This window comes from Pseudomonas sp. CFBP13528, from assembly GCF_005233615.1.
Classification (GTDB): domain Bacteria; phylum Pseudomonadota; class Gammaproteobacteria; order Pseudomonadales; family Pseudomonadaceae; genus Aquipseudomonas; species Aquipseudomonas fluorescens_AM.
The window spans coordinates 228,152-254,355 of record NZ_QGAJ01000001.1; the positions used below are offsets into that span (position 1 = coordinate 228,152).

The window sequence follows — 26,204 nt, forward strand, 5'->3', positions numbered from 1 at the left end:
CGCTTGTAGCTGATCACTTGCAGCCAGATTTCAACCTTTGGTTGAAAACCGGTAGCCCGTGCCGCGCACGGTTTGTACCAGATTCTCATAGGCATCGCCCAAGGCTTTGCGCAGGCGGCGGATGTGCACGTCCACGGTGCGCTCCTCCACGTACACATTGCCGCCCCACACCTGGTCCAGCAGTTGGCCACGGGTGTAGGCGCGCTCCTGGTGGGTCATGAAAAACTGCAACAGACGGTATTCGGTCGGGCCCATCTCAGCCGGCTTGCCGTCGATGGTCACGCGGTGGCTGATCGGGTCCAGGATCAGGCCGTCGACTTCGATGGGGGCTTCGCCGTCGGTCGGGCCGGCTCGGCGCAGTACGGCTTTGAGGCGCGCTACCAACTCTCGCGGGGAGAAAGGCTTGGTGATGTAGTCATCGGCGCCGACTTCCAGGCCCTGGATCTTGTTGTCCTCTTCGCCCTTGGCGGTGAGCATGATGATCGGGATATCCCCGGTCAGCTCGTCACGCTTGAGGCGCCGGGCCAGCTCGATACCGGAAGTGCCGGGCAACATCCAGTCGAGCAGGATCAGATCCGGCTTGCGGTCGACGATAATGGCATGGGCCTGCTGGGAGTTCTCCGCCTCCAGGCAGTCGTAGCCGGCCATTTCCAACGCAACGGCGATCATCTCGCGAATGGGCGCTTCGTCGTCAACAATCAGAATGCTCCTGCCAACCATGCTCAAAAATCCTCTTTGTCATTTAACTGTCTTGCGCCGCATTAGATAACGGAATTATTGCAGTCGTGTGACAGTAATTTAGACCCTTGGGCAATTCACGGCACTCTGGACTACCCTTTGGGTCCGAATCCTGACAACCACAAAAGGAAGGTTCCGATGACTTACAGCACGATTTCCTGGAAAGCCCTGCTGGTAACGGCCGCGTTGACGCTGCCGGGCCTGGCTTTGGCCGCAGAACCTGCGATGACGAAAGACGGGATGCTGGTTGATCACAAAGGCCTGACGCTCTACACCTTCGACAAGGACGCCGACGGCAAGTCCGTGTGCAAGGACCAGTGCGCGACCAATTGGCCGCCGCTGAAGGCCGAGTCTACCGATACCAAGGCTGGCGACTGGACAGTGATTACCCGCGACGATCAGACCAGTCAATGGGCCTACAAAGGCAAGCCGGTCTACACCTACAAGGATGACAAGAAAGCCGGTGACAAGACCGGGGATGGCAAGGGTGGGGCTTGGCATATCATCAAGCCTTGACTGCGCGGCGCTGCTGAAATCATCGGGGGCAAGCCCCCTCCCACAGTTGATGGGTTAACACCTTCAAATGTGGGAGGGGGCTTGCCCCCGATGGCGTCGGAACAGTTACCGCAAACCTCTCATCGCAACCCGTAGTCAGCCACAATCCCCACAAAAATCGCCAACCCGGCCCAGTGGTTGTGCAAAAACGCCTTGAAGCACTTCATACGGTCCCGGTCTCGGGTGTACCAGAATTCCCAGGCAAAACAGCCTGCCGCCGCCAGCAGACCCAAGTGAAACCAGCCGCCCAGCTCGAACCGGGCCCCGGCGAGCAACAGGCACACCAGCGCCAGGCCCTGCAGGGTGAGAATGATCACGCGGTCAGCATCACCGAACAGGATTGCGGTGGATTTCACGCCGATCTTCAAATCGTCGTCGCGGTCGGTCATCGCGTAATAGGTGTCGTAACCCACCGTCCACAACAGGTTGGCGATGTACAGCAGCCAGGCCTCGGCTGGCAGATGGCCGGTCTCGGCCGTGAATGCCATCGGCATGCCCCAGGAGAACGCCGCGCCCAGCACCACCTGCGGGTAATAGGTGTAACGCTTCATGAACGGATAGCTTGCCGCCAGCGCCAGCCCGCCAAGGGACAGCAGGATGGTGCTGGCGTTGGTCAGCAGCACCAGCAGGAAACTGATGCCCATCAGCAGCGCAAAAAACACCAGTGCCTCTTTCGAACTGATCTTGCCGCTGACCAGCGGACGTTGCTCGGTGCGTTTCACATGCCCGTCGACCTTGCGGTCGGCCCAGTCATTGATCACGCAGCCACCGGCACGGGTCAGCACCACACCCAGCACGAAAATCACGATATTGAGCAGCGACGGCGAGCCCTTGCCGGCGATCCACAGCGCCCATAGCGTCGGCCACAGCAGCAGGTAAATACCGATAGGCTTGTCCATGCGCGTCAGTTGAATGAAATCCCAGGCCCTGGGGTTCAGGCGATTCAAGGATTTGAGCACACGTTGGTACATCAGCGGTTCTCCGGATGGTCATGCAGCACCTGCCAGACACTCGGCAGGAAGACTTCCGCCACCAGCACGCTCAGCGCCCCGCGATCGAAACGCGAGCGGCGCGCCCACAGCCCGTCGACCTGATCCGCAGCGGGTAGCCAAGGTGCCGGGTAATGGCACACTTCGATCGGCTGGCGGGTAAAGGCGCGGTCGCAGAACAACAACTCGCCCAGCGAGCGGCTGCCCAACTCATCCATCTGCAAGCCGTCGCCCTGCAATGCCCCGCGTGACGCGACACTGCGGGCAAACACCCAGGGTTGGTCATGCCCGCGCAAATACACCTCGCGTACCCAGCCGACAGTGCCCGGGGGCAGGGCCAGCGCCGTACATTCATCGTCGCGCAACGGTTGCCAGCCTTCGAGCAGCGGCGTCACGCTGAAGTCGTTGCCGGACAGCCCTGTCAGCCGCCGCGTCAGCGAGCCTTCATCGAACAGCCAATCGAGGGTCAAGGGCGCAGGCATCGGACTCAGAAGGCTCTGGGGCAGCCATCGGCAAGCATCGGAAGGGGCGATTGAGTGCGGCACGGCAAGTCAATATTGGCGGCAAAAGAGGCGGCGAGCTTACCATGGCGTCCTGAACTTTTGCCGGGCTGACCCGACGTTTAAGCCAATCCTACTTGCATCTGCCGGCTGCGATCAGTACAAACGCCCTGAGCCGAGCGGCAGCGCTGGTCTATCGACCGTCGGCCAAGATGCCTGGACCCTGAGGAAGTACGTAATGAAAAAGTGGCAATGTATCGTCTGTGGCCTGATTTACAACGAAGCGGATGGTTGGCCGGATGACGGAATTGTGCCCGGCACCCGTTGGGAAGATGTTCCGGAAGACTGGCTGTGCCCGGACTGCGGCGTAGGCAAAATGGATTTCGAAATGATCGAAATCGGCTAATTTGAAGTTTTACGAAACGTACTACAAGGAGAAAGGAATGAACTCACCTGTCGTGATCATCGGCACAGGATTGGCCGGTTACAACGTAGCCCGGGAGTTTCGCAAGCTCGACAGCGACACCCCATTGCTGCTGATCACCGCGGATGATGGGCGCTCCTACTCCAAGCCCATGCTCTCCACCGGTTTTGGCAAGAACAAGGAAGCCGATGGCCTGAGCATGGCCGAACCTGGCGCCATGGCCGAGCAACTCAAGGCCCAGGTACGCACCCACACCCGTATCAGCGGCATTGACCCGGGCCACAAGCGCTTGTGGATCGGCGAGGAGTCAGTGACCTACCGCGACCTGATCCTGGCCTGGGGTGCCGAGACCGTGCGTGTTCCGGTCGAGGGTGATGCCGCCGAGCTGATTTTCCCGATCAACGATCTTGAAGACTACGCGCGCTTTCGCGCCGCCGCTGCCGGCAAACGCCGCGTGCTGCTGCTCGGCGCCGGCCTGATCGGCTGCGAATTTGCCAACGACCTGATCCTTGGCGGCTATGAAGTCGACCTCGTCGCGCCGTGCGAACAAGTCATGCCGACCCTGCTGCATCCGGCGGCTGCGGCTGCGGTGCAAGCCGGGCTGGAAGGCATTGGCGCGCGTTTCCACCTGGGGCCGGTACTCAACCGCCTGCAACGCAACGCCGATGGCCTGGAAGCCCATCTGTCGGACGGCGAAGTGATCCAGTGCGACCTGGTAGTCTCCGCCATCGGCCTGCGCCCACGCATCGACCTGGCGGCGGCGGCCGGCCTGCAGATCAACCGCGGCATCATGGTGGACCGCCACCTCAAGACCTCCCACGCCAATATCTACGCCCTGGGCGACTGCGCCGAGGTCGATGGCTTGAACCTGCTGTACGTCATGCCCCTGATGACCTGCGCCCGCGCCCTGGCCCAGACCCTGGCCGGCAACGCTACCGCCGTGAGCTACGGGCCGATGCCCATCACCGTGAAAACCCCGGTCTGCCCGCTGGTGGTCTCGCCGCCGCCACGCGGTAGCGAAGGCGTATGGAGTGTCGAAGGCGAGGGCGCCGACATCAAGGCCTTGTGCCGCGACGCCAGCGGTCGCCTGCTGGGCTACGCGCTGACGGGCACCGCCGTCATGGAAAAACTGGCATTGAATAAAGAACTTCCGCCGCTGCTGGCGTAAATGTCGGTCGTTCTGTCGGAATCAGCCTCTTCTTACCCGTAGAAAGGTCGCGGCGAGGCTGGCGGAGCGTGCGAGGGCATGCCATCCTCACTCCCGTCTGCCGCAGAGTAGAGCCTGCGGCGCCTTGGCGCTGCTCCACCAGAGAGCAGCACGGACATAACAACAAAAAACCGTCAAAGAGGCTTCACATATGCGTAAACCAGAACTCGCCGCCGCCATCGCTGAAAAGGCCGATCTCACCAAGGAACAGGCCAACCGCGTCCTCAACGCCGTTCTCGAAGAAATCACCGGCGCCCTGCACCGCAAAGACAGCGTCACCCTGGTTGGCTTCGGCACTTTCCTGCAACGCCACCGCGGCGCCCGCACCGGCAAAAACCCGCAGACCGGTGAGCCGGTGAAGATCAAGGCCAGCAATACTGTTGCGTTCAAGCCGGGCAAGTCGCTTAAAGACAGCGTCAATCCGTAAAAGCGGTACCGCCTGAAGGGAAGCGGGTTGGTATGAAAAATGGGCACGCCGACGGGGTTGGGTGCCCATTTTTGTTGGATAGGAATCAGCCTTCCATGAAGTCGTCGTATTCCCGATAGTGATTGATTGCTCGGATCAAAATATCATTATCTGGCGCGTTAACCTTCTTTTGAATGACTTCAAATATGGCTTGTAGAGTTTGCACATCCAACCAAGTTTCGACGTTTTCTTTTTCCAGGGACTTGGGGATAAGCTCGCCGGCAGAATTCTCGACTGTTTTATCGTCTTCCTCGAGATCGTCAATTTCCTCCTCGGAAATGAGGTAGAAAATTGCATTCCTTGGTTCTTCTTCCCATTTATCCAAGTTGGTATAGACCCAGTCGTTATCGGTATGGGAGTTGACGGTGCTGAACAGGTTGGTGATGCCTTGCATCTTTTTCATCAGTGACTCCTCATTTTCTACAAGATGACCCGCCACCCCACGTTTTTCTGCCGCCTACTCGTTTACCGTTACGGCCTTTCGGGTGGTAGTCGCCGTGACGGTTTTTATGGTCCTCGTGACTGACCAACTGCAAATTGCCACCTACTACAGGGTGGTGATGCCAGGTCGAGCCTTCATTGCTGTTGTTCTGAACTTGCCATTTTTCTTCGGCGCAACCCATTTTGAGATGCCTGGGTGTTTTGCTTCGACAGTAGCTTGCAATGCGGGATCGTTCTTCATTGCGTAATGCAGTTGTCTGTTGGATTCGGCGAAATGTACGGAGTCCTTTGAGAAGGGAGAAGGGGACGGATTTATTTTCGCAATTGCTTGGCTAGGAGATCTTTAAATAAATCTTTCCCTTTTTCTACTTTTCTATAAAAACTTGATAGCCTTGCTGCCGTGGAGCTGCACACCGCGAACTCCAAGATAGCCTTGAATTTTGTTGGTTGAGTAAGGGATTTCATTATCAAAGAGCGATTTCAAAAACCACTTTGCCGAGACGATTTTTGATTTTATAAGCAGAGTCATTGATTTCCGCAGTTTTGAATAAGTCGCTCCGGTCAATAAAGCCGGGCAGCTCATGCATCCAGCTTTTTTTATGTGCCGGGAAGAGCTCTTCACAGTACCAGCCTTCACCGACTGCAGCATTGAGCACTCGATAAACATTTATCTTGGATTTTTTATTTTTGCTGGTTTTTGAGAGTTTTTTGATTTGAGTTTCTAGTTCAAAATTTGTTTTTAATACGGCCTCAGCGGTTGAGTTGATAACATCAACAATGGCTTGATTGTCTTCTTTTTTCGTTGCAATAAGAGTGAGTGATTGACGCAACGTTTCCAATAATTTTTCATCCTGGCTACGGCGGTTCAGAGAGAGAAACTGTTTGAAGTCGAAATTTTCAACGAAGATATTGGTCACGCCTAAGACATTATCAAATACATCTTCGTCTCCGCGAGGTCCCAACGAAACAACTATTTTGCTACTACCGTTTAGCTCGACCTTGGGCAGCAACGTCATGAATATCTGGGTAACGTGATGGCTCAGTTGACGTACACGAACGCCATCTCTCAGAGCAGATGCGTCATTTTCTTGCAAAGTCAGTAGATTTAGATTCATTGCAGTATTCACTTCGAAAAACTAACCGATAAAGGGGTCGGATTTATTTATAGTCCCTATCCGGATTAAATAGGTCCGTCCCCTTTATTGTTGTTTATTGTTCAGTCCCCTTTATTGTTCAGACTTGGATACCTTTGGAACAGTCTACGAATCGAAGACCTTTAAGCTGGGATGCTTCGCATTGCTGCTTGAACTGCTGGGAAACAAAGATGCGTTGTGAACTTTCCTTAGCTCTCACGATATGGTGATTGCCTAAGGTAGCAGGTGGCAGACTTTGAAGAGTGGTGAATCTCAGAGGGCCATCCGGCATAAAGCTGAACATGGGACCATATTGAGAGTTATTCAAATCAATACAAGGAAGTATCTGGATCACATTGAATACATAGTAACCTTCCAGCTTTTCTTCTTTTAGATAAACGTTGGCAGGAAAAAGCTGAACGTCTGTCGGGAATTTGCGCAGTACGTTGGCCATTGCCTCGCTTACAAATTCAAGCGTGTCACTTTGAAGAAGATCGAAGGACATTAGGCGAGATGCGCTGATCTTATTTTTATTTCTAAAGGTTGGAGTGGTAGCAATTGATGATTGCTCTTCTCCACTAATAAACAATAGGTGGTCGGGAGATTTTTTCTGGTCGTATTTGAACCAGTAAATTTCTGAATAATTTTCACTGATTTCTAATAGGTACATATTATTTCCCGCAGCGACCTGCTTGAGTTGAGTTTTTATTCAACCGAGTACGCCCATTGCGTAATCCCGACCTTTCAGAGCTGACAACCTCCCTCACTGCCTGCGCGTACTGGGCTTTTTTCCATTTTCCAGCCTTGCCCGCGAGGGATATTTCATTGAGTTGTGCCCGAACAGCTTTGTTGTAACCCGGATGTGAGCCTTTGTGAATAGTGCGATATTTGTGCTTGCCCTCTTCACTAGGCAAGTAAATGATGTTGGAAGTTTTGTGTATGTCGAATCCAGCCTTCTTCAGAGCAGGGTGATCAGCCAGCGATTGAGGAATAATATGGTGTTTCTGGAATCCATCGATTCCAGGCATATTTTTATAGTTCCAATTAAACAGGCCCCATGGATCAACCCATGTAATTGGATTTGGCGCATATTGGTACAGGTTTATGCCGCCCAGTAAACTGATCGGATCTGGAGTCGTGAATCTCCCTATTTCGGGGTCGTAGAACCTGAGAGTGTTGTAGTGTAGCCCCGTCTCCCGATCCAGGTACTGCCCCTGGAACCGCAGGTTCTGCTCCTCGATGTAATAAGGCTCCCGCACCTCTTCCAGCGTGTTGCCCCACACCCGATAAGTCGCCTGCCAGACGCTGTGACCATCGGCTTCGGTCAGTTGCTCGGGCAAGCCGTTCAGGTCGTTGTGGTAGTAACGAATCTTCTGCAACGGACCAATGCCGTCCACGCGAGCCAAGGGCTCGTAACCGCTTTCATCTTCGTAAACATAAAGACTGGTCTGGCTATGTTTATGCTCCTGCAACAACCGCAAACCATCCCACGTAAACCGTGTTTCCCCCAGCGGATACCCATCGCTGCCATGCTCGGTTTTTTCAATCCGGCGCCCCAGCGGGTCATACGCCATTCTGACCACGCTACCGTTCTCATTGCGCACTTCAATCAACCGACTTTCAGCGTCATACGCAAACCGCTGCACGCCTCGCTTGGCACTGCGCTTTTCAATCATCCGCCCAAACGCGTCATAGCGATAACGCTTGTCCTGATACGTCAGCAGCTTGTTATGCACCACCAACCCGGCACCCGCCTGCGAGCCGTCAAGCAGGTTGGCGGCGGCATCGTAGGCGAAGGTTTCGCGCTGGCCATGCAGGCTGTCCTGGCTGGCGATGATGCGGCCGGTGGCGTCGTAGTGCAGCAGTTGGCGATGTTGCGTGGCGGGTTGCTGGTCGAGTTTGCCGATCAGGTTGTCGGCAGGGTCGTACTCGAACTGTTTCTGCGCGGCTGCGGGCATCAACGATGGTTGGCTGGCAAGGCGGCGCTGGCGTGAGCGCAGGCGGCCGCTGCGGTCGTATTCGCTGCGGGTGCTGAGCTGGCCTTGGGTGCGCAGGACTTCGCGGTGCAGGCGGTCGCGTTCGAAGTCGCTGATGACCTGGCCGTCGAGGTTGATCTGGTGCAGATGGCCGCTGCCGTAGTACAGGCGGTTGAGCCAACGGCCGTCGGGTAGTTGGGTCTGGATCAGGTTGCCGAGTTCGTCGTAGTGGTGTTTCAGGCTACCGGCCGCGCTCTGTTCGACAAGCAGTTGGCCGAGGGCGTCGTAGGCGAAGCCCAAGGCCTGTGCATTGCCTTGTAGATCGGTGAAAGTCACCGCCGTGAGCTGGTCCACCGCATCGTAGCTGTACTCAGTGCGACCATCGTCGGTGACTTTCGCCACCAGCCGGCCGACAGAATCACGCTCCAGCCGATGAACAATGGGGGCGGGTGGTGCCTCGGGGACCACCGCCAGGCCGTTGCCATAAGGCGCCGCAATGGCGGTTACCGTGGTGATGTTGTCCAGCAGGTCGTAGTCGTAACGCTTGGCGCTGCCGTCCAGGTCCTGCTGCTCGGCCAGGCGGTCGGCGGCGTCCCAGGCAAAGCGATAGCGTTCACCGTTCTCGTTGATCAGCGCTTGCAGGCGCCCGTAGCTGTCGTAGCCGAACTTCACCTGCCGGCCATGGGCGTCGGTGCGCTGGCTGACTTGGCCGCGGCGGTTGTGCTGGTAGAGCGTGGTGTGCCCGGCCGGGTCGGTATACCCCAGCAGTTGACCGCTGATGTCGCGCTGGTACTGCTCGATACGGCCATCCGGCAATTGAGTGCTTAGCAAGCGCCCCTGAGCGTCGTAGCTGAATTGCGTGCGCTCACCCAGTGCATCGGTGATGACGTGCAGATAACCGCGCTCGTCGTAGCTGAAACGCGTCGGGTAACCCGAACAATCGATGTGCTCGACCAATTGCCCGAACGGGTTCCAGCGCAGTTTCTTGCTTTTGCCGGTGGCGTCGATGATTTCCACGACCTGGCCATGGGCGTCATAGCGGTACCGGGTGACGTAGCCCAGCGGATCTGTTTCGCCGATGCAGTTGCCGCGCTGATCGTAGCGATATTGCCAGCTGTTGTCGGCGGCGTCGGTCTCTACCAGCGGCAGTGCCCAATGCTCCAGCCACAAGGTCGAATCGCTGCGGCCCAGTGGGTCGGTTTCGCCGATCAGGTTGCCGGACTCGTCGTAGCTGTATTCGTAGCGCCCACCCTGCGGGTCGGTGGCGCTGAGCAATTGGCGCTCATCGTTCCATTCGAACAGCCAGGTCTGTCCGAGGTTGTCGCTGTAGCGAATGATCTGGTGCTGCGTGTTCCAGTGCCGGGTGCTGATGCGCTGCAATCCGTCGGTGATGCGGGTAAGGCCGGCGTTCAAGTCATAGTCGAATTGATACGCGTCGCCTTCATCCGTCCAGTGCCGCACCACGCGCCATTCCAGGCCTTCAACCAAAGCCCACTCATAGAAACAACGCAACCCGGTCGGCAACTGATGCTCCACCATGCGCCGGTCGCTGTCGTAGGCGAAGCGCCGCCGCACCTGCCCGGTGGCATCACGCACCTCGGCCAGGTTGCCGGCGGTGTCGTAGCCATACCCAACAAGCGCCTCACGGCGTTGATCGGGATACACCCGTTCGATGCGACTGACCTGTTCGCCGTCGCGAATCAGCTCAACCTGCACCAGGTCGAAGGTATCGCGCAGCCGTACCAGGCGTCCGGCCTCGTCATAATCAATATGGATGCGGTTGTCGTTGCGGTCCCCCAACTGAGCCAGGCGCAGTCGCGACGGGTTAGTCGTAAGTTCAAAAAGACGGTACAGGCCATCATCGCTCTCAATCAGCAACTGCCCATTGAGGTGCCGCCGCACAGCGAGCCCTTCACCGGCGCTGAACACCGCGCCGCCCAAGGGAATCGAACCCATGTCGATAGGGCGCCCTTGCTCGTCGGTGTATACAAGCGTCTCGCCGCCGTCGGGATGAGGCCGGACTTCGACGCAGACCTCATACGGCACGCTCCAGCCCGCGCCAAACAGACTGCCGGTGCGTTCGTCGCGGCTGTTATAGAAACGTTGCCAGTCAATCGGCAAGATGCCGGGCAGCATGAAATCCAGCTCATCGACATCGCCCAATACCTTCGCGCCCGTCGCCGCATGCACCGGATTCGACGAGCCCATGGCAGCATTCGCCATCGCTCCCATCGCACTGCTGACCGCCATCGAGGTCGCACCGCCGATCAGCATGCAGGGCAACTTGCTGAAGAACTTGCCCTTGCCACCCTTGAGCATCAGTAATGCCGTCACCGCCAGCCCCACGCCAGGCGTCTTGCCGCTGCGAATTTCGCGCACTACCACGGATCCACCGCCGATGGTCACGTTCGATGAAATCAACCCGGACGAAACCACCGTCGCATCACACGTGCTGCGGTCACCGCTGCGCACCGCCGGTTGGCCGTTGATCGTGACCTTGTCCGAGCCTTCGGCCAGAAACTGCGGCGGCATCGGCGGGTGTTTCATGCACACGACCAGGTCCAGCGGCTTGGGCACGGCACCTGGCGCAGGCGTGGCGACGGTCGGACGCCACATCTGCGAAAAGAAGCTCTCGGCCATGTCCAGGTAGCTGGCCTCAGGCGCAGGTGCCGGCTCTTCCAGTTCGGTACCCGCTGGCGCAACGTGAGAGCTGATCGCGCCGGCGGCGCGGGCGGCGGGGATGTTATTGGTGAGTGTGTTGGTGGAACCGGTGAGAATATTGGCCTGTACCGTGGGCGGAAACAGCGCATTGCTGAAGCTGTCGCATAAATTCGTCAGGCCTTTATCCGCGCCCGTCTTGCTCATGGCCAGGCCGACAATCGTGCCCACCACCGCGCCCAACAGGAAGCAGCCCAGCCCGCCGGTGGCGACGGTAATGCCGGTGGCCGCGACTACTGCGGCAGTCGCTACAGCAGTAATCGCGATATTCGCCGCCACCTCCAGCACACCGCCGAGGATGTCGGCCATCATCGAAGTGTGGGCGAGCGCATCGCCCATCCGGGCTGCCCATAACGCGTCAGACATGCAGGCCGCTCATCAGGAAATAGCGTCGAACGACAGTGAGTTTTTTATCAAGGCCCAATGCGCCGCCTCGGCCTCACCCAGCGCGTCCGCCTTCACGTAGCTGAGAGCAAGCATCTTGCGCGTGCCCGGAATCACCAGTGCCAATTGATACTGGAACACCTTGTCATTGCCCTTGTTGAACTGGCTGCGCAATTCGATCCCTGCCACTTCTTGAGCCGCGCCCAAACGCACATCGACACCCGGTTGATAACGTAAATCCTGCACCTGTTTTTCCAGGCGCTGGAGTTGGTCGTTGAAGTTGCTGTGCAGGGTTTCACCTTCGCCCAGCAAGCTGCGGCTGACGATCAGGGAGGTGCCCAGTTCGGGGAACTTGAGAATGTTGATCGTCGCGTCCTGCAACTCGCCGGCAGGCAGTTGAAACTGGAATTCATTGATTCGATACGTCATGGCAAACAGATCTCGTCAGGAGCTTTTAGGCGTGGGGAACGCGGCTTTGATATTGGCGTCGATGCTGGCTTTCACGCCCTGGCCATCCGGTGTGGCGCCCGCGCCGCCACCATTATTCAGGTGTAGGAGGCCGCCGGTATTGAACTCGGCATCGCCGCTGGCGTAGAAGCTGATTTGCACGCCAGTGAGGTTGATCTGCCCGCTGGCGTTCAATTCCAGGATGCTTTCGCCGCAGACCAGGCGCAGGTTTTCGCCCACTTCGATGACGTAGCTCTGGCTGATGCTGTCGGTCTTGCGCTGGCCCACTGAGAGGATGTCTTCCTGCTTGACGATGCGCAGACGGTTATTGCCGATGGTCACCACCTCGTCATGTCCAATGCTCTTATTCCGGTCATGCCCCACCGAATGGCTCTCATCCACCTCCACCACGATGTCCTGGTTACGCTCGGCATGGATGTACAACTGCTCCAGGCCCTTCTTGTCCTCCATGCGGATTTCATTGAAGTTGGCCGGCGTGCCGCCTTTGCTGGATCGACTTTTCATGCCGCTCTGGGTCGCGTTTTCCGGCAGGTCGTAAGGCACGGTCTGCTCAGCGTTGTATACCCGCCCGGTGATGATCGGTCGGTCGGGGTCGCCTTCGAGGAAGCTGACGATCACTTCCTGGCCGATTCTGGGAATCTGCATCGAGCCCCAGTTCTTGCCGGCCCAGGACTGCGACACGCGAATCCAGCATGAGCTGTTTTCGTTGGATTGGTCGTGACGGTCCCAGTAGAAGTGCACCTTCACGCGGCCGTATTGGTCGGTCCAGATTTCCTCGCCTTTGGGGCCGACCACCAGCGCCGTTTGCGGGCCTTTGACCACGGGCCGATGGGTGGTGGGCAGGGTGCGGTAGCTCTGTTGCGCGGGGATACAGGTCAGGCTGCTTTCGAACTGCGCCGAGCCGGATCCGCCGCCACTTTCCAGGCTTTCCTGAACGATGTAGTAGCGACAGCCGACGATCAGGTATTCGCGGTTCTGGTCCTGGCGGCTGAAGCCGGTGAGGCTGAACAGGTGGCCCGAACCCAGGCCGCGGGCATTGCCGGCGAACTCGATCTGTTCATGCAGGGTTTGCAGGGCTTCGATGCGGGTGCGCGCGTAGTGTTCGCCGTCGGCGCTCTGCACGTAGGTGCCGGGGTAGTCGTACAGCGGGTAGTCGCCGGCGGTGTGCGGACGCGGCATGGCCGAGCGCACGTCGATGCTCGCGCTGGGCCGCTGGAAGTCATAGTCGTTGAGCTCCAGCGAGCCGGGCTGCACCTCCTGCGCCAGGTGCCAGTTATGCATGTGGTCGCGTTCGCGCTGCTGCTCGTCCTTGGGGTAGTACGGAATCGAGGCGTAGCCGGGCACCGTGGTGTGGGCGCCATAGGCGTCGGCCAGCACCAGCACATGGCGGTCCTGCTCGTGACGGAAGAAGTAGTAGATACCTTCCTGTTCCATCAAGCGGCTGACGAAATCCAGGCTGGTCTCGCGGTACTGCACGCAGTATTCCCACTCGCGGTACGGCCGGCTCAGGGCGTCTTCGAAGTCGGAAAAGCCCAGGTCGCGGAACACCTGCTTGATGATCTGCGGGATGCTCAGGTTCTGGAAAATCCGGCAATCGGAGGTGCGGCTGAGCAGCCACAGCCATGGGCGCAACGTCACCTGGTAGCTGGCGAACTGGCCCTGGTCGATGTTCTGGCTGCAGCGCGCGACGATGCCGTGGAAATGCCGCTCGCCACCGTTGGCCAGTTGCAGGCCCACGCTCATCGGCTTGCCCAGCAACTGGTTGAGGTCGATGTTGGCGTCCAAAGACGTCAGTTGCAGCTCGTAGTTGAACAGCCGTCCCAGCTCTTCGCCGCCGCCCATTTCATTGAGCAACAGCACATCCGGCCCGAGGGGGCTGGTGATCTGGGCCAGGCGTGAGGCTTGGTTGAATAACATCGGGCGTCTCTTAATGACTAAATGACTGAAGAAACCGGTTCAAAGTGTGGGAGGGGGCTCGCCCCCGATAGCAGTGTGTCAGCTGATGCATCCGGTGACTGATTCACCGCTATCGGGGGCAAGCCCCCTCCCACATTTGGATCGAGTTTCGTCAGGTCAATCGTTGAACTGGTAGTGCAGCTCGTTATCCCGACTGCTGATCCGCACCCCCGCCAACGCCTTGCCTTCGAGCATGCGTGTGAGGAATTCACGGCTCATGTCCGGCAGCAGGCTGTTGGTGAGGATAGTGTCGATCATGCGCCCGCCGCTTTCGGTTTCGGTGCAACGCGAGACGATCAGGTCGACCACCGCGTCGTCGTAGTCGAAGGCGACCTTGTGGGTGTTTTCCACGCGCTTTTTGATGCGGTTCAGTTGCAGGCGAGTGATCGCCTTGAGCATCTCGTCGCTCAGCGGGTAATACGGAATCGTCACCAGGCGACCGAGCAAGGCCGGCGGGAAAATCTCCAGCAGCGGCTGGCGCAGGGCCTTGGCGATTTCCTCGGGCTCGGGAATGTTTGCCGGGTCCTTGCAGACGTGGGAAATCAGCTCGGTACCGGCGTTGGTGGTCAGCAGGATCAACGTATTCTTGAAGTCGATCACCCGGCCTTCGCCGTCTTCCATCACGCCCTTGTCGAACACCTGGAAGAAGATTTCATGCACGTCCGGGTGGGCTTTTTCCACCTCGTCCAGCAGCACCACACTGTAAGGTTTGCGCCGTACCGCTTCGGTCAATACACCGCCTTCGCCGTAGCCGATATAGCCCGGTGGCGCGCCCTTGAGGGTCGACACGGTGTGAGCTTCCTGGAACTCGCTCATGTTGATGGTAATCACGTTCTGTTCACCGCCGTACATGGCTTCAGCCAGGGCCAGGGCGGTTTCGGTCTTGCCCACGCCCGAGGTGCCGGCGAGCATGAACACACCAATCGGCTTGCTCGGATTATCGAGGCCGGCGCGGGAGGTCTGGATGCGCTTGGCGATCATCTGCAGGGCGTGGTCCTGGCCGATGATGCGTTTCTTCAGGTGCTGGTCGAGGTTGAGCACCGTCTCCAGTTCATTGCGCGCCATGCGGCCCACCGGGATACCGGTCCAGTCGGCGACCACCGAGGCCACGGCCTGGTAATCCACGGTCGGCAGGATCAGCGGGGTTTCGCCCTGCAGTGCGCTGAGGCGCTGCTGCAGGTCGACCAGTTGCGTGCGCAATTCATCGCTGCCGCTGTCCACCACGCCGGCTTTTTCACGCAAGGTCGCACGGGTGGCAAGCAGCTCATCCACCAGGGCTTTTTCTTCAGCCCAACGGCTTTCCAATGTGGCCAGGCGCTCACGCTCGGCGCTCAGCAAGGCTTCGCTGTTGGTCTGGCGCGCCCCAATGGCGATGCCGATCGCATGCTCGCGGGCGATGATTTGCAGCTCGGTTTCCAGGGCTTCGATACGACGGCGGCTGTCGTCCACTTCGGCCGGCACCGCATGCAGGCTGATGGCGACGCGGGCGCAGGCGGTGTCCAACAGGCTCACGGATTTGTCCGGTAGCTGGCGCGCCGGAATATAGCGGTGGGACAGCTTGACCGAAGCTTCCAGCGCTTCATCGAGGATCTGCACCTGGTGGTGTTTCTCCATGGTCGACGCCACGCCGCGCATCATCAGCAGTGCCTTGTCTTCCGAGGGCTCGGCAACCTGTACCACCTGGAAACGGCGGGTCAGGGCCGGGTCTTTTTCGATGTGCTTCTTGTACTCGGCCCAAGTGGTGGCGGCCACGGTACGCAAGGTGCCACGGGCCAGCGCAGGCTTGAGCAGGTTGGCTGCATCGCCCGTGCCGGCGGCGCCACCGGCACCGACCAGGGTGTGGGCTTCGTCGATAAACAGGATGATCGGCTTGGGCGAGGCCTGCACGTCTTCGATGACCTGGCGCAGACGCTGTTCGAACTCGCCTTTCATGCTGGCGCCGGCTTGCAGCAGGCCCACGTCGAGACTGCGCAGTTCCACGTCCTTGAGCGCAGGCGGTACGTCGCCGGCGACAATGCGCAGGGCGAAACCTTCGACCACGGCGGTCTTGCCCACCCCGGCTTCACCGGTGAGGATCGGGTTGTTCTGGCGGCGACGCATGAGGATGTCCACCAGTTGGCGGATCTCTTCATCACGGCCCACGATGGGGTCGAGCTTGCCGCTGCGCGCCTGTTCGGTCAGGTCGACGGTGAAACGCTTGAGCGCCTCCTGCTTGCCCATCGCGCTGGGGGCCATGGCGCCGCTGGCTTCGCCTGGCACACCGGCATTGAAGCCATCGCTGGCGCTCAAGGCATTTTCCGGCGAGTCGCCGACGTACTCGTCAAAGCGTTCGCTCAAGGCTTCGGGCTTGATCTTGTCGAACTCGGCAGACAAGCCCAGCAGCGCATGGCGCAGGCTCGGCGTTTTCAGAATGCCCAGCACCAGGTAACCGGTGCGCACCTGGCTCTCACCGAACATCAGGCTGCCATACACCCAGCCGCGCTCCACCGCTTCCTCCACATGGGACGACAGGTCGGTAATCGAGGTCGAACCGCGCGGCAGGCGGTCCAGGGCGTCGGTGAGGTCGCGGGCCAGGCGTGCCGGTTCCAGGTTGAACTGGCGGATGATGCGGTGCAGGTCCGAGTCCTGCAGTTGCAGCAACTGATGAAACCAGTGGGCCAGTTCCACATACGGGTTGCCCCGCAGTTTGCAGAACACGGTGGCGGCTTCGATGGCCTTGTAGGCCACGCTGTTGAGTTTGCCGAACAGTGCGGCGCGACTGATTTCACCCATGCTCTGGATTCCTTGAGGTGGTGGCGTGATCGGCGTAATGCCGGGCCAGGATTAGGTCGTTGGCGTCATGTGCAGGTTGGCCGAGCCAGGTATTGAAACCCAGGCGGAACCGGCCGTTGAGTTGCAGCGCCGGGACTTCAGGTTGTTGCAGGACCAGGTTCAAGTCCCAGTCCAGTTCATGGCCCAGGTACTCGGCCACCCAGGCCACCAGTTCGTTGAACGGCGGGTGGCCGGGCAGCATGCCCATGTAATCGTCGAGCTTGAGCGGCCCGAGGCGAATACGGAATTTGTGCTGGCGGTCCCACACATGGTTGCCCAGGCAGAAATCCACGCCCAGCCGGTTGGCGCTCACGCCGACGCGGCTGCGTTCGGGTAGTTCCAGCCATTGGCCGACGTATTCCTCGATCGCTACCGGCAAGCCGAAGTACTCGCTGAGGATCGCCTTCAAGCCATCCGGGTAGCGGGTTTGCGCCGACAAGTGGCCGCTGTAATGCAGCTTCGCCGTGTCGGCGATCAAGCCCTGGTTGAGCAAGCTCGGCATGCCGCGGCCACTCAAGGCGGCGAGGCGTGCGGACCAGTAGTCATCGTCTGGCCGGTCGTGGCTGACCGTCGGCCGTGCCTCGGCCCAGGCTCGGTAGAACAAGGTCAGCAGGCGATGGTGGAACACGTCCAGAAATTGCTTGCTGGTGCTGTCGGCGTTGTTGCGCTGGCGCTCGCGCACATACTCGGTGATGTGCAGCGGCAGCGGGCCGTTGGGGCCGCCGAGGCCGAAGAAGAATTGCTCCAGCCGCGCCGGCTTGCCGTCGCCGCCAGGGTCGACCGACGCCAGGGTGGCCGGGGCGAAGGTGCAATCGGCCTGTTGCCCCAGGCGCAGCGGGTCGTCCGCCAGGCGCAGGGAGTGGCCCAGGCGCGGCAGGTCTGGCGATTCGCACTCGATACGCCGCAGCGCCTGGAAGAAGTCATATTCCCAGGGCTCCTGGTGCATCGCGTCCAGGGTACTCACAGGGTCGGACGCCGTCCGGGCTTGGCTTTCCATCGCATGATCTCGCCGCGTTCGGTGGTACGGATCACCGTCTCGGTAAAACTGTTGATCGACACGTAGCGTGCCAGGAAGCGTTCCAGCACCGCACCGAGCAGGAACACTCCGGTGCCGCGAAACGCGTTTTCATCGAATTCCAGGGTGATCTCCAGGCCCCGGCCAAACACGATCGGGCCGGGCATCGGCAGGCGTCGGGTCACGGCTTTGCTGCTGACTTCGCGCAAGCCTTCAATCTGCAATTGCAGCGCGGCGTCGTTACTGTCGCCGTACAGGCGCAGCAGTTCGCGCAAGGCGCCGGCGCCCTGGCCCTGTTCGCTCAACGAAAGGTAATTGAGCGACAACTGGCTGATCAGGCGCCAGGCCTTGGCGTCGTGGGCATGGCTGGCGCGTGGGCGGCTGGGGCCTGCGACGCAGCGCACAGAGAGCACCGGCGCGCTGTCGGCGAGGGTGAAATCGGTCTTGCCGTTGCCCACGCTCATGAACAACGGCAAGTCACGGTTGGTGCACAGCGCCGTCACGCCGAGCTGGCGCAGGTCATGCCGATACGGCGCCTGGCGGCTGTCCACCAGGCTGACGAAGGTTTCGCTGCCCACATAGGTGGAACGCGGGCCGTTGCGACGCTGGTCACTGGACAGCACGCGGGGTTCGCGGCGTACCGTGTAATAGGCCTGGTCGCGCCCATAGCGGGAAGGATCGCGCACGGCGTAAAACGGCAAAAACGACTGCTCCGGCCCGGTGCCGTGGCCAGTGATGCCGCTCAGGGAGTGAATCTCGAAATCCATCGGCCGGGTGCGGTCGGCGATCACATGGTGTTCGTTGACCCGATCAGACAAGTGAATACGGTCCACGCGCTTGGGGAACAGGTTGATCGCCGGCGTGCAGAACGGCAGGAACTGCGCCGCGCCGACGCTGCCTTCCAGGCTGGGGTCGTGACGGTCGAACAGCACGATCAACTCCAGCTCCTGGCCGTCGCAACGTTTGACTGCGCGGCTCAGTTCGGCGAATTCGACAAACAGGAAACGGTGGGGCAGGGCGAAGTACTCCTGCAACAATCGATAGCCCTGGAACGCCCGCGCCACCACCGGCATGGCCGCGTCGGCATCGTCGAAACCGCGTGAACGCAAGGCATCCTGAGGCAGGCGCTCAACCCAGTCGCCACCGGGCTTGCGCGCGAACACTGCGCAGGCGTTGCCCAGCAGTTGTTCGTAGAGGCGGAACGGCTGCTCATCGGCGCCGCTGAGGTACAGCGGCAGGTTGTCCAGCTCGAGGCTGTTGAACGGCAATTCGGCGCCGGTGCGCAGGGTCAGGCGCAGACCGGCCTTGGCTTTCGGTTCGCTGGCGGCCAGGCGGCCGAGCACGGCGGACGGGTTGCCGAAGTACTCTGCATGGCTGACCTGCAGCGGCCACAGCGTCACCGGGTGCGCGGTGCGGTACTCGCAGCAGGTCTGGGTTTCACGGCCCAGGGCGGCGCGCAGTACAGTGTCGCGGGGCAGCGGGAAGCCGCCGCCGAGGGAGCCTTCGTCGGGGTCGGTCTGCAGCTGCACCACGGTCATTGACGGCGTCGGTGCCAGGTAGTGCGGGTAGGCGATTTCCAGCAGGTTGTGGGTGAAGGTCGGGTACTCGGCGTCGAGCTTGAGCTGCACGCGGGCCGTCAGGTAGGCAAAGCCTTCGAGCAAGCGTTCGACGTACGGGTCGGCGCAGTCCATACCGGACAGGGTCAGCCGACTGGCGATCTTCGGGTATTCCTTGGCGAACTCGGCGGCGCTTTCGCGCACGTGGTGCAGTTCCTGGTTGTACAGCTCCAGCAGGCGCGGGTTCATGGGCGTCTCCGCTGGTCGGCATTGACCACGCGCACATGCCCGGATTCCAGGTCCAGATCGGTCTGCAGCAACAGGCGCAACGGCACCGGTTGCGCCCACAGGTCGCCTTCGATTTCGAAACTCAGGGCGTTGTGATTCATCTCGCCCTGGCCGACACGGGCTTTGACCCGCAGGGTGTGGCGCAGGATGCGCGGCTCGAAGGTGGCAATGGCCTGGTAGATCAGGGCTTCCAGGGCCTTGATATCCACGCTGGAAACACTGTTGCCCGCCAGCGCCGGCAGGCCGTAATTGACCACCGACGTACCGGCCGGGGTGTGCAGCGTGGCATCGGCATCGAGCAACGACGTGGTGTTGAGCAGCCACGCCAGGTCGCGCAGTACCGAGGCTTTCAATTGGGTCAGGGACAGCACGCGTTTGTCGGCGCTTTCCTTGGGATTGGTTGGGTCGTCGTCGGTCAACCGGTCCAGCAGGGACGGTTGCAGACGGTCGCGGGAAGCGATTTCAGTTACCACCAAAGCAGCTCCACGGACGGGTTGCGGGAGGGACAAAATGTCTGCAGCCGTGACGCAAGGCCACGGCTGCAGGGGCTATCAGCGCTTGGTGTTGGAACGGATGTTCCAGCCAAACTTGATCGCGCCGCCGTCTTTGGTGCCGTCGGCTTTCTGCGGCTGGTAGTCGACCATCACTTGGGCGAAATTCAGGGTGACGTTTTCGGTCAGGCGGTCATCGGTGCCCGAACCGCCGGTGCTCAGCGAGGTGACCAGCACTTCTTCCAGGTTGATCACCATGTACTCGACCTGGCTTTCGCCACCGGCCTTGCGCACGGTCAGCTTGACCTTGTCGATGTGCTTGCCGCTGGCGCAGTGCATCATCAGGTTCGGCGATGCCTTGTCGACGTATTTGGTCAGCGACAGGTCCTGGATATTCACCTTGCCCGCGCCGCCGCCACCGCCCACATGCATGTTGCCGGACTGGGCCATGCCCCAGCTCCAGTTCAGCACGTCGATTTCGTCCTTGTGGGCCTTGTCCATGGACTCGCCCTTGATGTCGCCGATCTTGATGAAAATATCAACAGCCATGTTTTCTCCCTGTGTGGACTCAGCCACTGAATTTGGTTATGCCCCAAAAGGGCCATTGCTTTTGTGTGGGAGGGGGCTTGCCCCCGATGCAGGCAACTCGGTTTGTGAGGCCGACCGAGGTGATGCTATCGGGGGCAAGCCCCCTCCCACAGAAGAGCGAATTACTTAAGCGCTCTTGGCCGAAGGCAGCTTCGATACCAGGCGCAACGACACCGTCAGCCCTTCAAGCTGGTAGTGCGGGCGCAGGTAGAACTTGGAGTTGTAATACCCCGGGTTGCCTTCGACTTCTTCCACGATCACTTCGGCAGCTGCCAACGGGTGCTGGGCCTTGGTGGTCTCGGTGGAGTGCGCAGGATCGCCATCGACGTAGTTGAGGATCCAGTCCTGCAACCAGCGCTGCATCTCGTCCTTCTCTTTGAAGGAGCCGACCTTGTCGCGCACGATGCACTTCAAGTAGTGGGCGAAACGGCAGGTGGCGAACAGGTACGGCAGGCGCGCGGCCAGGTTCGCGTTGGCGGTGGCGTCCGGGTCGTCGTATTCGGCCGGTTTCTGCAGCGACTGGGCGCCGATGAACGCGGCGAAGTCAGTGTTTTTCTTGTGCAGCAGCGGCATGAAACCGTTCTTCGCCAGCTCCGCTTCACGACGGTCGCTGATGGCGATTTCGGTCGGGCACTTCATGTCCACGCCACCGTCATCGGTCGGGAACGTGTGGGCCGGCAGGTTTTCCACTTCGCCGCCGGACTCGATGCCACGGATGCGCGAGCACCAGCCGTAGTGCTTGAACGAACGGTTGATGTTCACCGCCATCGCGTATGCGGCGTTGGCCCAGGTGTACTTGGAGCTGTCGGCGCCGTCGGTGTTTTCTTCGAAGGCGAAGGCTTCCACCGGGTCGGTCTTGGCGCCATACGGCAGGCGCGCGAGGAAGCGCGGCATGGTCAGGCCGATGTAGCGCGAATCTTCCGATTCACGCAGCGAGCGCCAGCCGGCGTATTCCGGGGTAGTGAAGATCTTGGTCAGGTCGCGCGGGTTCGACAGTTCCTGCCAGGAGCCCATGCCCATCACGGTCGGCGACGCGGCAGCGATGAATGGCGAGTGCATGGCGGCGCAGACTTTCGACAGCTCGCCCAGCAATTCCACATCGGGCGGCGACTGGTCGAAGTAATAGTCACCCACCAGGCAGCCATAAGGTTCACCGCCGAACTGGCCGTACTCTTCTTCGTACATTTTCTTGAAGATCGGGCTCTGGTCCCACGCCGTACCTTTGAATTTCTTCAGGGTCTTGTGCAGGTCCGGCTTGGAAATGTTGAGCACGCGAATCTTCAGCTGCTCATCGCTCTCGGTGTTGTTGACCAGGTAATGCAGGCCACGCCAGGCGCTTTCCAGCTGCTGGAAATCCTGATGGTGGATGATCTGGTTGACCTGGGCGGTGAGCTTGGCGTCGATCGCGGCGATGATCGACTCGATCGACTTGATCGCGTCGTTGGACACCAGGTCGGTTTGCGCCAGGGCCTGTTCGGCCAGGGTGCGTACGGCGGTCTCCACGGCTTCGCGAGCGCGCTCGGTCTTGGGCTTGAATTCCTGCATCAACAGCGAGGCGAACTCGCTGGTTTCTTCGGTGGCGCCCAGGTTGGGCGCGCCTTCGCGAACGGTATTGTCAGTCATGCTTACTGCTCCCCTGCAGGCTTGGGCGCACTGGCAAGTGCCTGGAGCAGTGCCGGGTCCTTGATCGCCTTCATGATGATTTCTTCAGCGCCGGTCTTGCCGTCCATGTAGGTCAGCAGGTTGGCCAACTGGGTGCGGGCTTCGAGCAGCTGGTTCAACGAGTCGACCTTGCGCGCCACAGCGGCCGGGCTGAAGTCGTCCATGCTTTCGAAGGTGATGTCCAGGCTCAGGTTGCCTTCGCCGGTCAGCTCGTTCGGTACGTGGAAGGCCACGCGCGGCTGCATGGCCTTGAGGCGTGAGTCGAAGTTGTCGACGTCCACTTCAAGGAACTTGCGGTCGGCCACGGGTGCCAGCGGCTCGGCTGGTTTGCCGGCGAGGTCGGCCATCACACCCATGACGAAGGGCAGCTGGACCTTTTTCTCGGCGCCGTAAAGCTCGACGTCGTACTCGATCTGCACTCGAGGCGCGCGGTTGCGCGCGATGAATTTCTGAGAACTTTGCTTCGCCACGTTGCTGCTCCTGGTCGCTTGAGCGACGGTGTTGTTACTGCACGGTCCGGCGGCTTACTCGCTGTCCGGGCCGCGCAGGTTTTCAAATTGGGACATGCCGTCGGGAATCAGATTGCGCACGATCGCCGCGAAATCGGCATGCACCAGATTCTTCGCACGGTTCAACAGCACCGGCAGCGGGCTTGAAGGCTCGTGCCGGGTGTAATACGCAAGGATTTTGTCGAGGCTGCGCAGCACATCGTCGCGGCTGGCGATATCGCCGACCGGACGCGGGGCAGCGGGGGCAGCGGCGTAGTCCACCGAGGGGGCATGGTCTTCATTGACCGCCTCGGGTTCGCTGCTGCTGTCGGCGCCGGGCACCGCTTGATTGAGCAATTGCAGGGCTTGCTTGAGCGGCTGCTTCAAGGCGCTGAGGTCCACGCCCTGGGCGGAACCGACCTGTTCGTTGACCTGTTGTTCGATGGCTTCGCAGGCGGCGCGCGCGGCAACCAGCGCATCGCGGGTGGCCTGCAAGTGCTCCGGGTCGCTGTCGAGGAATGCGGCGTTGAGTTGCTGGGCGCCGAGTTGTTCATCGGGGAAGCTCAACAGGCCGCTGGCGTTGAGCGCCGCGCGCAGAGTCACAGGGCCGAAGGTACGTGAGCGCGTGAGGATGCTCTCGCGCAGCAGGCGAATATTGGTGTCGCAGGTCAGGCCGGTGAGGGCGTTGATGCGCACGGTGGGATCGTTATCGTCGTCGGCATCCAGGCGTGGGTGCAGGTCGGCCCAGTAATCGCGCAGCAACGCATCGATCAGCGTCAGCGCTTCGGCCAGTCCGGCCACGCCCTGGAGGGCGAGGGTGCTTTGCAGCAGAAAGTGGGTGATGCGCAGGTCTTTGCTGCGCTGCAACAGGTCGAGGCTCTGTTGCTGGATGCTGCGCCACTCCGGCGGCTCGGCGGGCAGGATCGAGTCGCCCATGCTGCGCTCGGGCTGGCCCTTGGCATCACGTTCCAATTGCAGAAATTGCGCGTCATATTCCATGTCTTCGCCACAGGGCGAAGTCGCGGAAACGGCGGTGAGCAGCAACGGCACATCCACAGAATTCGATCTCCCTATCAGCCCGTTAGATGCCGGGCAATGCATGCATTAGTTGCGCGGTGAACTTTGCATGTTTTCTTGGTCATAGCCTCAGAATGCCACTATCGTGCCATCACTGATGTTCAAGAAGTTGTGCATTTTTGGTGTAGTACTTATGCCTTGTCAAGGTAAGCTATTCGCCCTCTGTGACAGATGTGCGGTGTTTAACAACCTGCGCGACTGATGGGTCGAACGCTGCGCCCGCAGAGGATTTTTGTCATGCAAGCCGGATAAGATCAGCGATCATGCTGGCAAATGCGGATTTGGAAGGTCGGTCCCACGACCTGGCGGCGATATTCAGGCAAGCGTAGGCCAGGTCTCGACTGCGCGCGATGTATCAGCAAGGAGGCAAGATGTCGCTGTGTTTGACTATCACTAGTTATCACAAGATTACCCCAGGGCAGTGCGCCGAAAAGTCCATGAACCAGGGCTCGATGGCGATCGGCCGCAGTTCGGAAAATGACTGGGTATTGCCCGACCCCGAACGCCTTGTCTCCTCGCAACATTGCGTTATTCAGTACAAAGATGGCCGTTATTATTTAACCGACAACAGTACCAACGGTGTGGAGTTGGTCAACGCCGGCATCCGGTTGCGCCGTGGTAACAGCGAGCCGCTGCAGGATGGGGAGTTGATTCGCATCGGCGATTACGAAATCCAGGCGCGCATCGACTTCAATGTGCAGGCCGTCGACAGCCAGCCGTTCGCCGGTGATTCGCCGAACAGCTTTGAGGCGTTGATGGGCGCGGTGGCGAGCCCGCCCGCGCCGACACCGATGATCGCGCCGCAGTTTCATGGCGCTTCGTCGATGGAGACCCTGCCGGACCTGTTCGATTTCCTCAGCCCCGCTGCCGTGCCACCGGCCACCGTGGCAGACCACGTGCCCTCCGAGCAACATGACTTCCGTGCGCCGGCTCCGGTTGCCGTGCCGGTGGCCGAACCCCCGGCGGTGGCCGGTGCGGTCATTCCCGAAGACTGGGACCTGCTTGGCGACGCGCCCGCGCCGCTCGCCCCTGTTGCGCCACCCCCCGCGCCGGTGATTGCGCCGCCGCCTGTGGTCGAGCCGGTTGCGCTCCCCGCTGACGACGCCCAGCCACAAGCCGACCTCTTGCAGGCTTTCCTGCGCGGTGCCGGCCTCGATCAGTTGCGTCTGGACCAGGCCGATGCCTGCGCCCAGATGGAAAGCATCGGCCGCAGTTACCGGCTGATGGTCGAAGGCCTGATCGACGTGTTGCGTGCCCGCGCCAGCCTCAAGGGCGAATTTCGCATGCAGCAGACCATGATCCGCCCCGCCGAAAACAATCCGTTGAAATTCGCTCCGAATGCCGACGAAGCGTTACTGCTGCTGCTTCGTCACGGCAACCCGGCCTTCATGGCGCCGGACGCTGCCGTGCGTGACAGTTTCGACGACCTGCGCGCGCACCAACTGGCCGTGATGGCAGGTGTGGAAGCAGCGCTCAAGCACTTGCTGCTGCGCTTTGAACCGGCGCAGCTGGAGGAACGCATGGGCAAGCCCGGCGGCCTCTCGAGTATTTTCAACGGCTCGCGCCAGGCCCAGTACTGGCAGCAATTCACCGAGCTCTACAACAATATTTCCCGCGAGGCCCAGGAAGATTTCCAGGACCTGTTCGGCCGCGAATTCAGCCGGGCCTACGAAGCGCACAGTGCACGACAGCGACGCTGAGCCGCGTCGCAGTGATGGATAAAACGGATAGCTAAACACGTCATTGAGGACGCAGGATGATTCCCAGGTTTTTACTTTCAGCCGCCACCGCGCTGCTGCTGACGGCGTGTGCCAAGGACGCGGCCAAGCCCGAAGCCGGCGCCGACGCTGAAGCGAACACTGCCGCCGTCGAGCTGCATTTTCATGCGATCGCCGGGCTCAACCCCGGCGCCAACGGCCAGGCCGCCCCGGTGCGGGTGCGTATTTTCGAGCTGAAAAACGCCGCGACGTTCGCGCGCTCCGATTACTTCGCCCTGGCTGACCGTGCGCAATCCACGCTTGGCCTGGACCTGCTGGACCAGGACGAAGTGGTGATCCAGCCCGGCCAACAGCTGAGCGTTCAGCGCGATCTCGACCCGGCCACCCGGCAGATCGGCCTGCTGGTGGGCTATCGCGAGCTTGACCGGGCGCAATGGCGCGCCGTTATCAACGTGCCGCCACGCCAATACACCGAATATCAGATCAGCCTTGATGTGCGCGCCGTGCGCGCCGACGTCGTGGCTACCCCCTCCAGCCCAGCCCAATAACAAGCAA

The 26,204-nt window shown here is 60.3% G+C and carries 23 protein-coding genes; 6 read left to right on the top strand and 17 right to left on the bottom strand.

Annotated features, from left to right (window positions below; translation table 11 throughout):
* Positions 1–30 precede the first annotated feature (30 nt).
* Positions 31–720: a phosphate regulon transcriptional regulator PhoB gene (gene phoB, locus PspCFBP13528_RS01065; protein ID WP_003195617.1), complete on the bottom strand. Its 690-nt coding sequence runs from the start codon at positions 718–720 to the stop codon at positions 31–33.
* Positions 721–876: 156 nt separating this feature from the next.
* On the opposite strand from phoB, the gene PspCFBP13528_RS01070 reads away from it, so the two are divergent.
* The gene (locus tag PspCFBP13528_RS01070; RefSeq protein ID WP_101218700.1) at positions 877–1,254 is read left to right on the top strand and encodes a hypothetical protein; all 378 of its coding nucleotides are present in this window, start codon (positions 877–879) and stop codon (positions 1,252–1,254) included.
* 119 nt (positions 1,255–1,373) lie between these two features.
* Here PspCFBP13528_RS01070 and ubiA read toward each other — a convergent pair whose 3' ends face one another.
* Together ubiA and PspCFBP13528_RS01080 are read right to left on the bottom strand one after the other, a co-directional pair.
* Entirely contained in the window at positions 1,374–2,264 is an 891-nt protein-coding gene (gene ubiA / locus PspCFBP13528_RS01075; RefSeq protein WP_124388797.1) for a 4-hydroxybenzoate octaprenyltransferase, read from the bottom strand.
* Positions 2,264–2,827, bottom strand: coding sequence for a chorismate lyase (locus tag PspCFBP13528_RS01080; protein WP_065953271.1), 564 nt, complete (start codon positions 2,825–2,827; stop codon positions 2,264–2,266). Before PspCFBP13528_RS01080 ends, ubiA begins: the two co-directional genes overlap by 1 nt.
* Before the next feature lie 193 nt (positions 2,828–3,020).
* Here PspCFBP13528_RS01080 and PspCFBP13528_RS01085 point away from each other — a divergent pair, with 193 nt between their 5' ends.
* The 3 genes from PspCFBP13528_RS01085 (at position 3,021) to PspCFBP13528_RS01095 (ending at position 4,840) form a co-directional block, all read left to right on the top strand.
* Positions 3,021–3,188 carry a rubredoxin gene (locus PspCFBP13528_RS01085; protein ID WP_065953270.1) on the top strand — a complete coding sequence of 56 codons (168 nt, stop codon included), beginning with the start codon at positions 3,021–3,023 and terminating at the stop codon, positions 3,186–3,188.
* Between the two features lie 37 nt (positions 3,189–3,225).
* Positions 3,226–4,374 carry an FAD-dependent oxidoreductase gene (locus PspCFBP13528_RS01090; RefSeq protein WP_137199497.1) on the top strand — a complete coding sequence of 383 codons (1,149 nt, stop codon included), beginning with the start codon at positions 3,226–3,228 and terminating at the stop codon, positions 4,372–4,374.
* Positions 4,375–4,564: 190 nt separating this feature from the next.
* Positions 4,565–4,840: an HU family DNA-binding protein gene (locus tag PspCFBP13528_RS01095; protein WP_003213368.1), complete on the top strand. Its 276-nt coding sequence runs from the start codon at positions 4,565–4,567 to the stop codon at positions 4,838–4,840.
* Positions 4,841–4,925: 85 nt separating this feature from the next.
* Here PspCFBP13528_RS01095 and PspCFBP13528_RS01100 read toward each other — a convergent pair whose 3' ends face one another.
* From PspCFBP13528_RS01100 to tssA, 14 genes are all read right to left on the bottom strand, one after another.
* Complete coding sequence (locus PspCFBP13528_RS01100; protein ID WP_057726105.1) at positions 4,926–5,282, bottom strand: hypothetical protein; 357 nt, start codon at positions 5,280–5,282, stop codon at positions 4,926–4,928.
* A 505-nt stretch (positions 5,283–5,787) separates the two neighbouring features.
* Complete coding sequence (locus PspCFBP13528_RS01110; protein WP_137199499.1) at positions 5,788–6,435, bottom strand: hypothetical protein; 648 nt, start codon at positions 6,433–6,435, stop codon at positions 5,788–5,790.
* A 118-nt stretch (positions 6,436–6,553) separates the two neighbouring features.
* The gene (locus PspCFBP13528_RS01115; RefSeq protein WP_065953267.1) at positions 6,554–7,123 is read right to left on the bottom strand and encodes a DUF1629 domain-containing protein; all 570 of its coding nucleotides are present in this window, start codon (positions 7,121–7,123) and stop codon (positions 6,554–6,556) included.
* Position 7,124: 1 nt separating this feature from the next.
* Complete coding sequence (locus tag PspCFBP13528_RS01120) at positions 7,125–11,513, bottom strand: RHS repeat-associated core domain-containing protein (protein WP_137199500.1); 4,389 nt, start codon at positions 11,511–11,513, stop codon at positions 7,125–7,127.
* Between the two features lie 12 nt (positions 11,514–11,525).
* On the bottom strand, positions 11,526–11,960 hold the full coding sequence (locus tag PspCFBP13528_RS01125; RefSeq protein ID WP_065953266.1) for a DcrB-related protein: 435 nt from the start codon (positions 11,958–11,960) through the stop codon (positions 11,526–11,528).
* A 15-nt stretch (positions 11,961–11,975) separates the two neighbouring features.
* On the bottom strand, positions 11,976–13,916 hold the full coding sequence (locus tag PspCFBP13528_RS01130) for a type VI secretion system tip protein VgrG (protein ID WP_137199501.1): 1,941 nt from the start codon (positions 13,914–13,916) through the stop codon (positions 11,976–11,978).
* Between the two features lie 156 nt (positions 13,917–14,072).
* On the bottom strand, positions 14,073–16,727 hold the full coding sequence (gene tssH, locus PspCFBP13528_RS01135) for a type VI secretion system ATPase TssH (protein WP_065953264.1): 2,655 nt from the start codon (positions 16,725–16,727) through the stop codon (positions 14,073–14,075).
* Complete coding sequence (gene tssG, locus PspCFBP13528_RS01140) at positions 16,720–17,763, bottom strand: type VI secretion system baseplate subunit TssG (RefSeq protein ID WP_101218694.1); 1,044 nt, start codon at positions 17,761–17,763, stop codon at positions 16,720–16,722. Before tssG ends, tssH begins: the two co-directional genes overlap by 8 nt.
* A complete protein-coding gene (gene tssF / locus PspCFBP13528_RS01145) occupies positions 17,727–19,586 on the bottom strand; it encodes a type VI secretion system baseplate subunit TssF (protein WP_137199502.1) in 1,860 nt (619 codons plus the stop codon). Before tssF ends, tssG begins: the two co-directional genes overlap by 37 nt.
* A complete protein-coding gene (tssE, locus tag PspCFBP13528_RS01150; protein WP_042945974.1) occupies positions 19,583–20,098 on the bottom strand; it encodes a type VI secretion system baseplate subunit TssE in 516 nt (171 codons plus the stop codon). The genes tssF and tssE overlap by 4 nt, the downstream gene beginning before the upstream one ends.
* A gap of 78 nt (positions 20,099–20,176) precedes the next feature.
* Positions 20,177–20,665 carry a type VI secretion system tube protein Hcp gene (locus PspCFBP13528_RS01155; protein ID WP_005792512.1) on the bottom strand — a complete coding sequence of 163 codons (489 nt, stop codon included), beginning with the start codon at positions 20,663–20,665 and terminating at the stop codon, positions 20,177–20,179.
* 165 nt (positions 20,666–20,830) lie between these two features.
* On the bottom strand, positions 20,831–22,327 hold the full coding sequence (gene tssC / locus PspCFBP13528_RS01160; protein ID WP_104505157.1) for a type VI secretion system contractile sheath large subunit: 1,497 nt from the start codon (positions 22,325–22,327) through the stop codon (positions 20,831–20,833).
* A gap of 2 nt (positions 22,328–22,329) precedes the next feature.
* Entirely contained in the window at positions 22,330–22,836 is a 507-nt protein-coding gene (gene tssB, locus PspCFBP13528_RS01165) for a type VI secretion system contractile sheath small subunit (protein WP_003195557.1), read from the bottom strand.
* A gap of 54 nt (positions 22,837–22,890) precedes the next feature.
* Entirely contained in the window at positions 22,891–23,910 is a 1,020-nt protein-coding gene (gene tssA, locus PspCFBP13528_RS01170) for a type VI secretion system protein TssA (RefSeq protein WP_065953260.1), read from the bottom strand.
* 392 nt (positions 23,911–24,302) lie between these two features.
* Between tssA and tagH the strand changes: the two genes are divergently transcribed.
* Positions 24,303–25,631 carry a type VI secretion system-associated FHA domain protein TagH gene (tagH, locus tag PspCFBP13528_RS01175; protein WP_065953259.1) on the top strand — a complete coding sequence of 443 codons (1,329 nt, stop codon included), beginning with the start codon at positions 24,303–24,305 and terminating at the stop codon, positions 25,629–25,631.
* Between the two features lie 56 nt (positions 25,632–25,687).
* Positions 25,688–26,197, top strand: a complete 510-nt coding sequence (gene tssJ / locus PspCFBP13528_RS01180; protein ID WP_137199503.1) for a type VI secretion system lipoprotein TssJ — start codon at positions 25,688–25,690, stop codon at positions 26,195–26,197.
* Positions 26,198–26,204 lie beyond the last annotated feature (7 nt).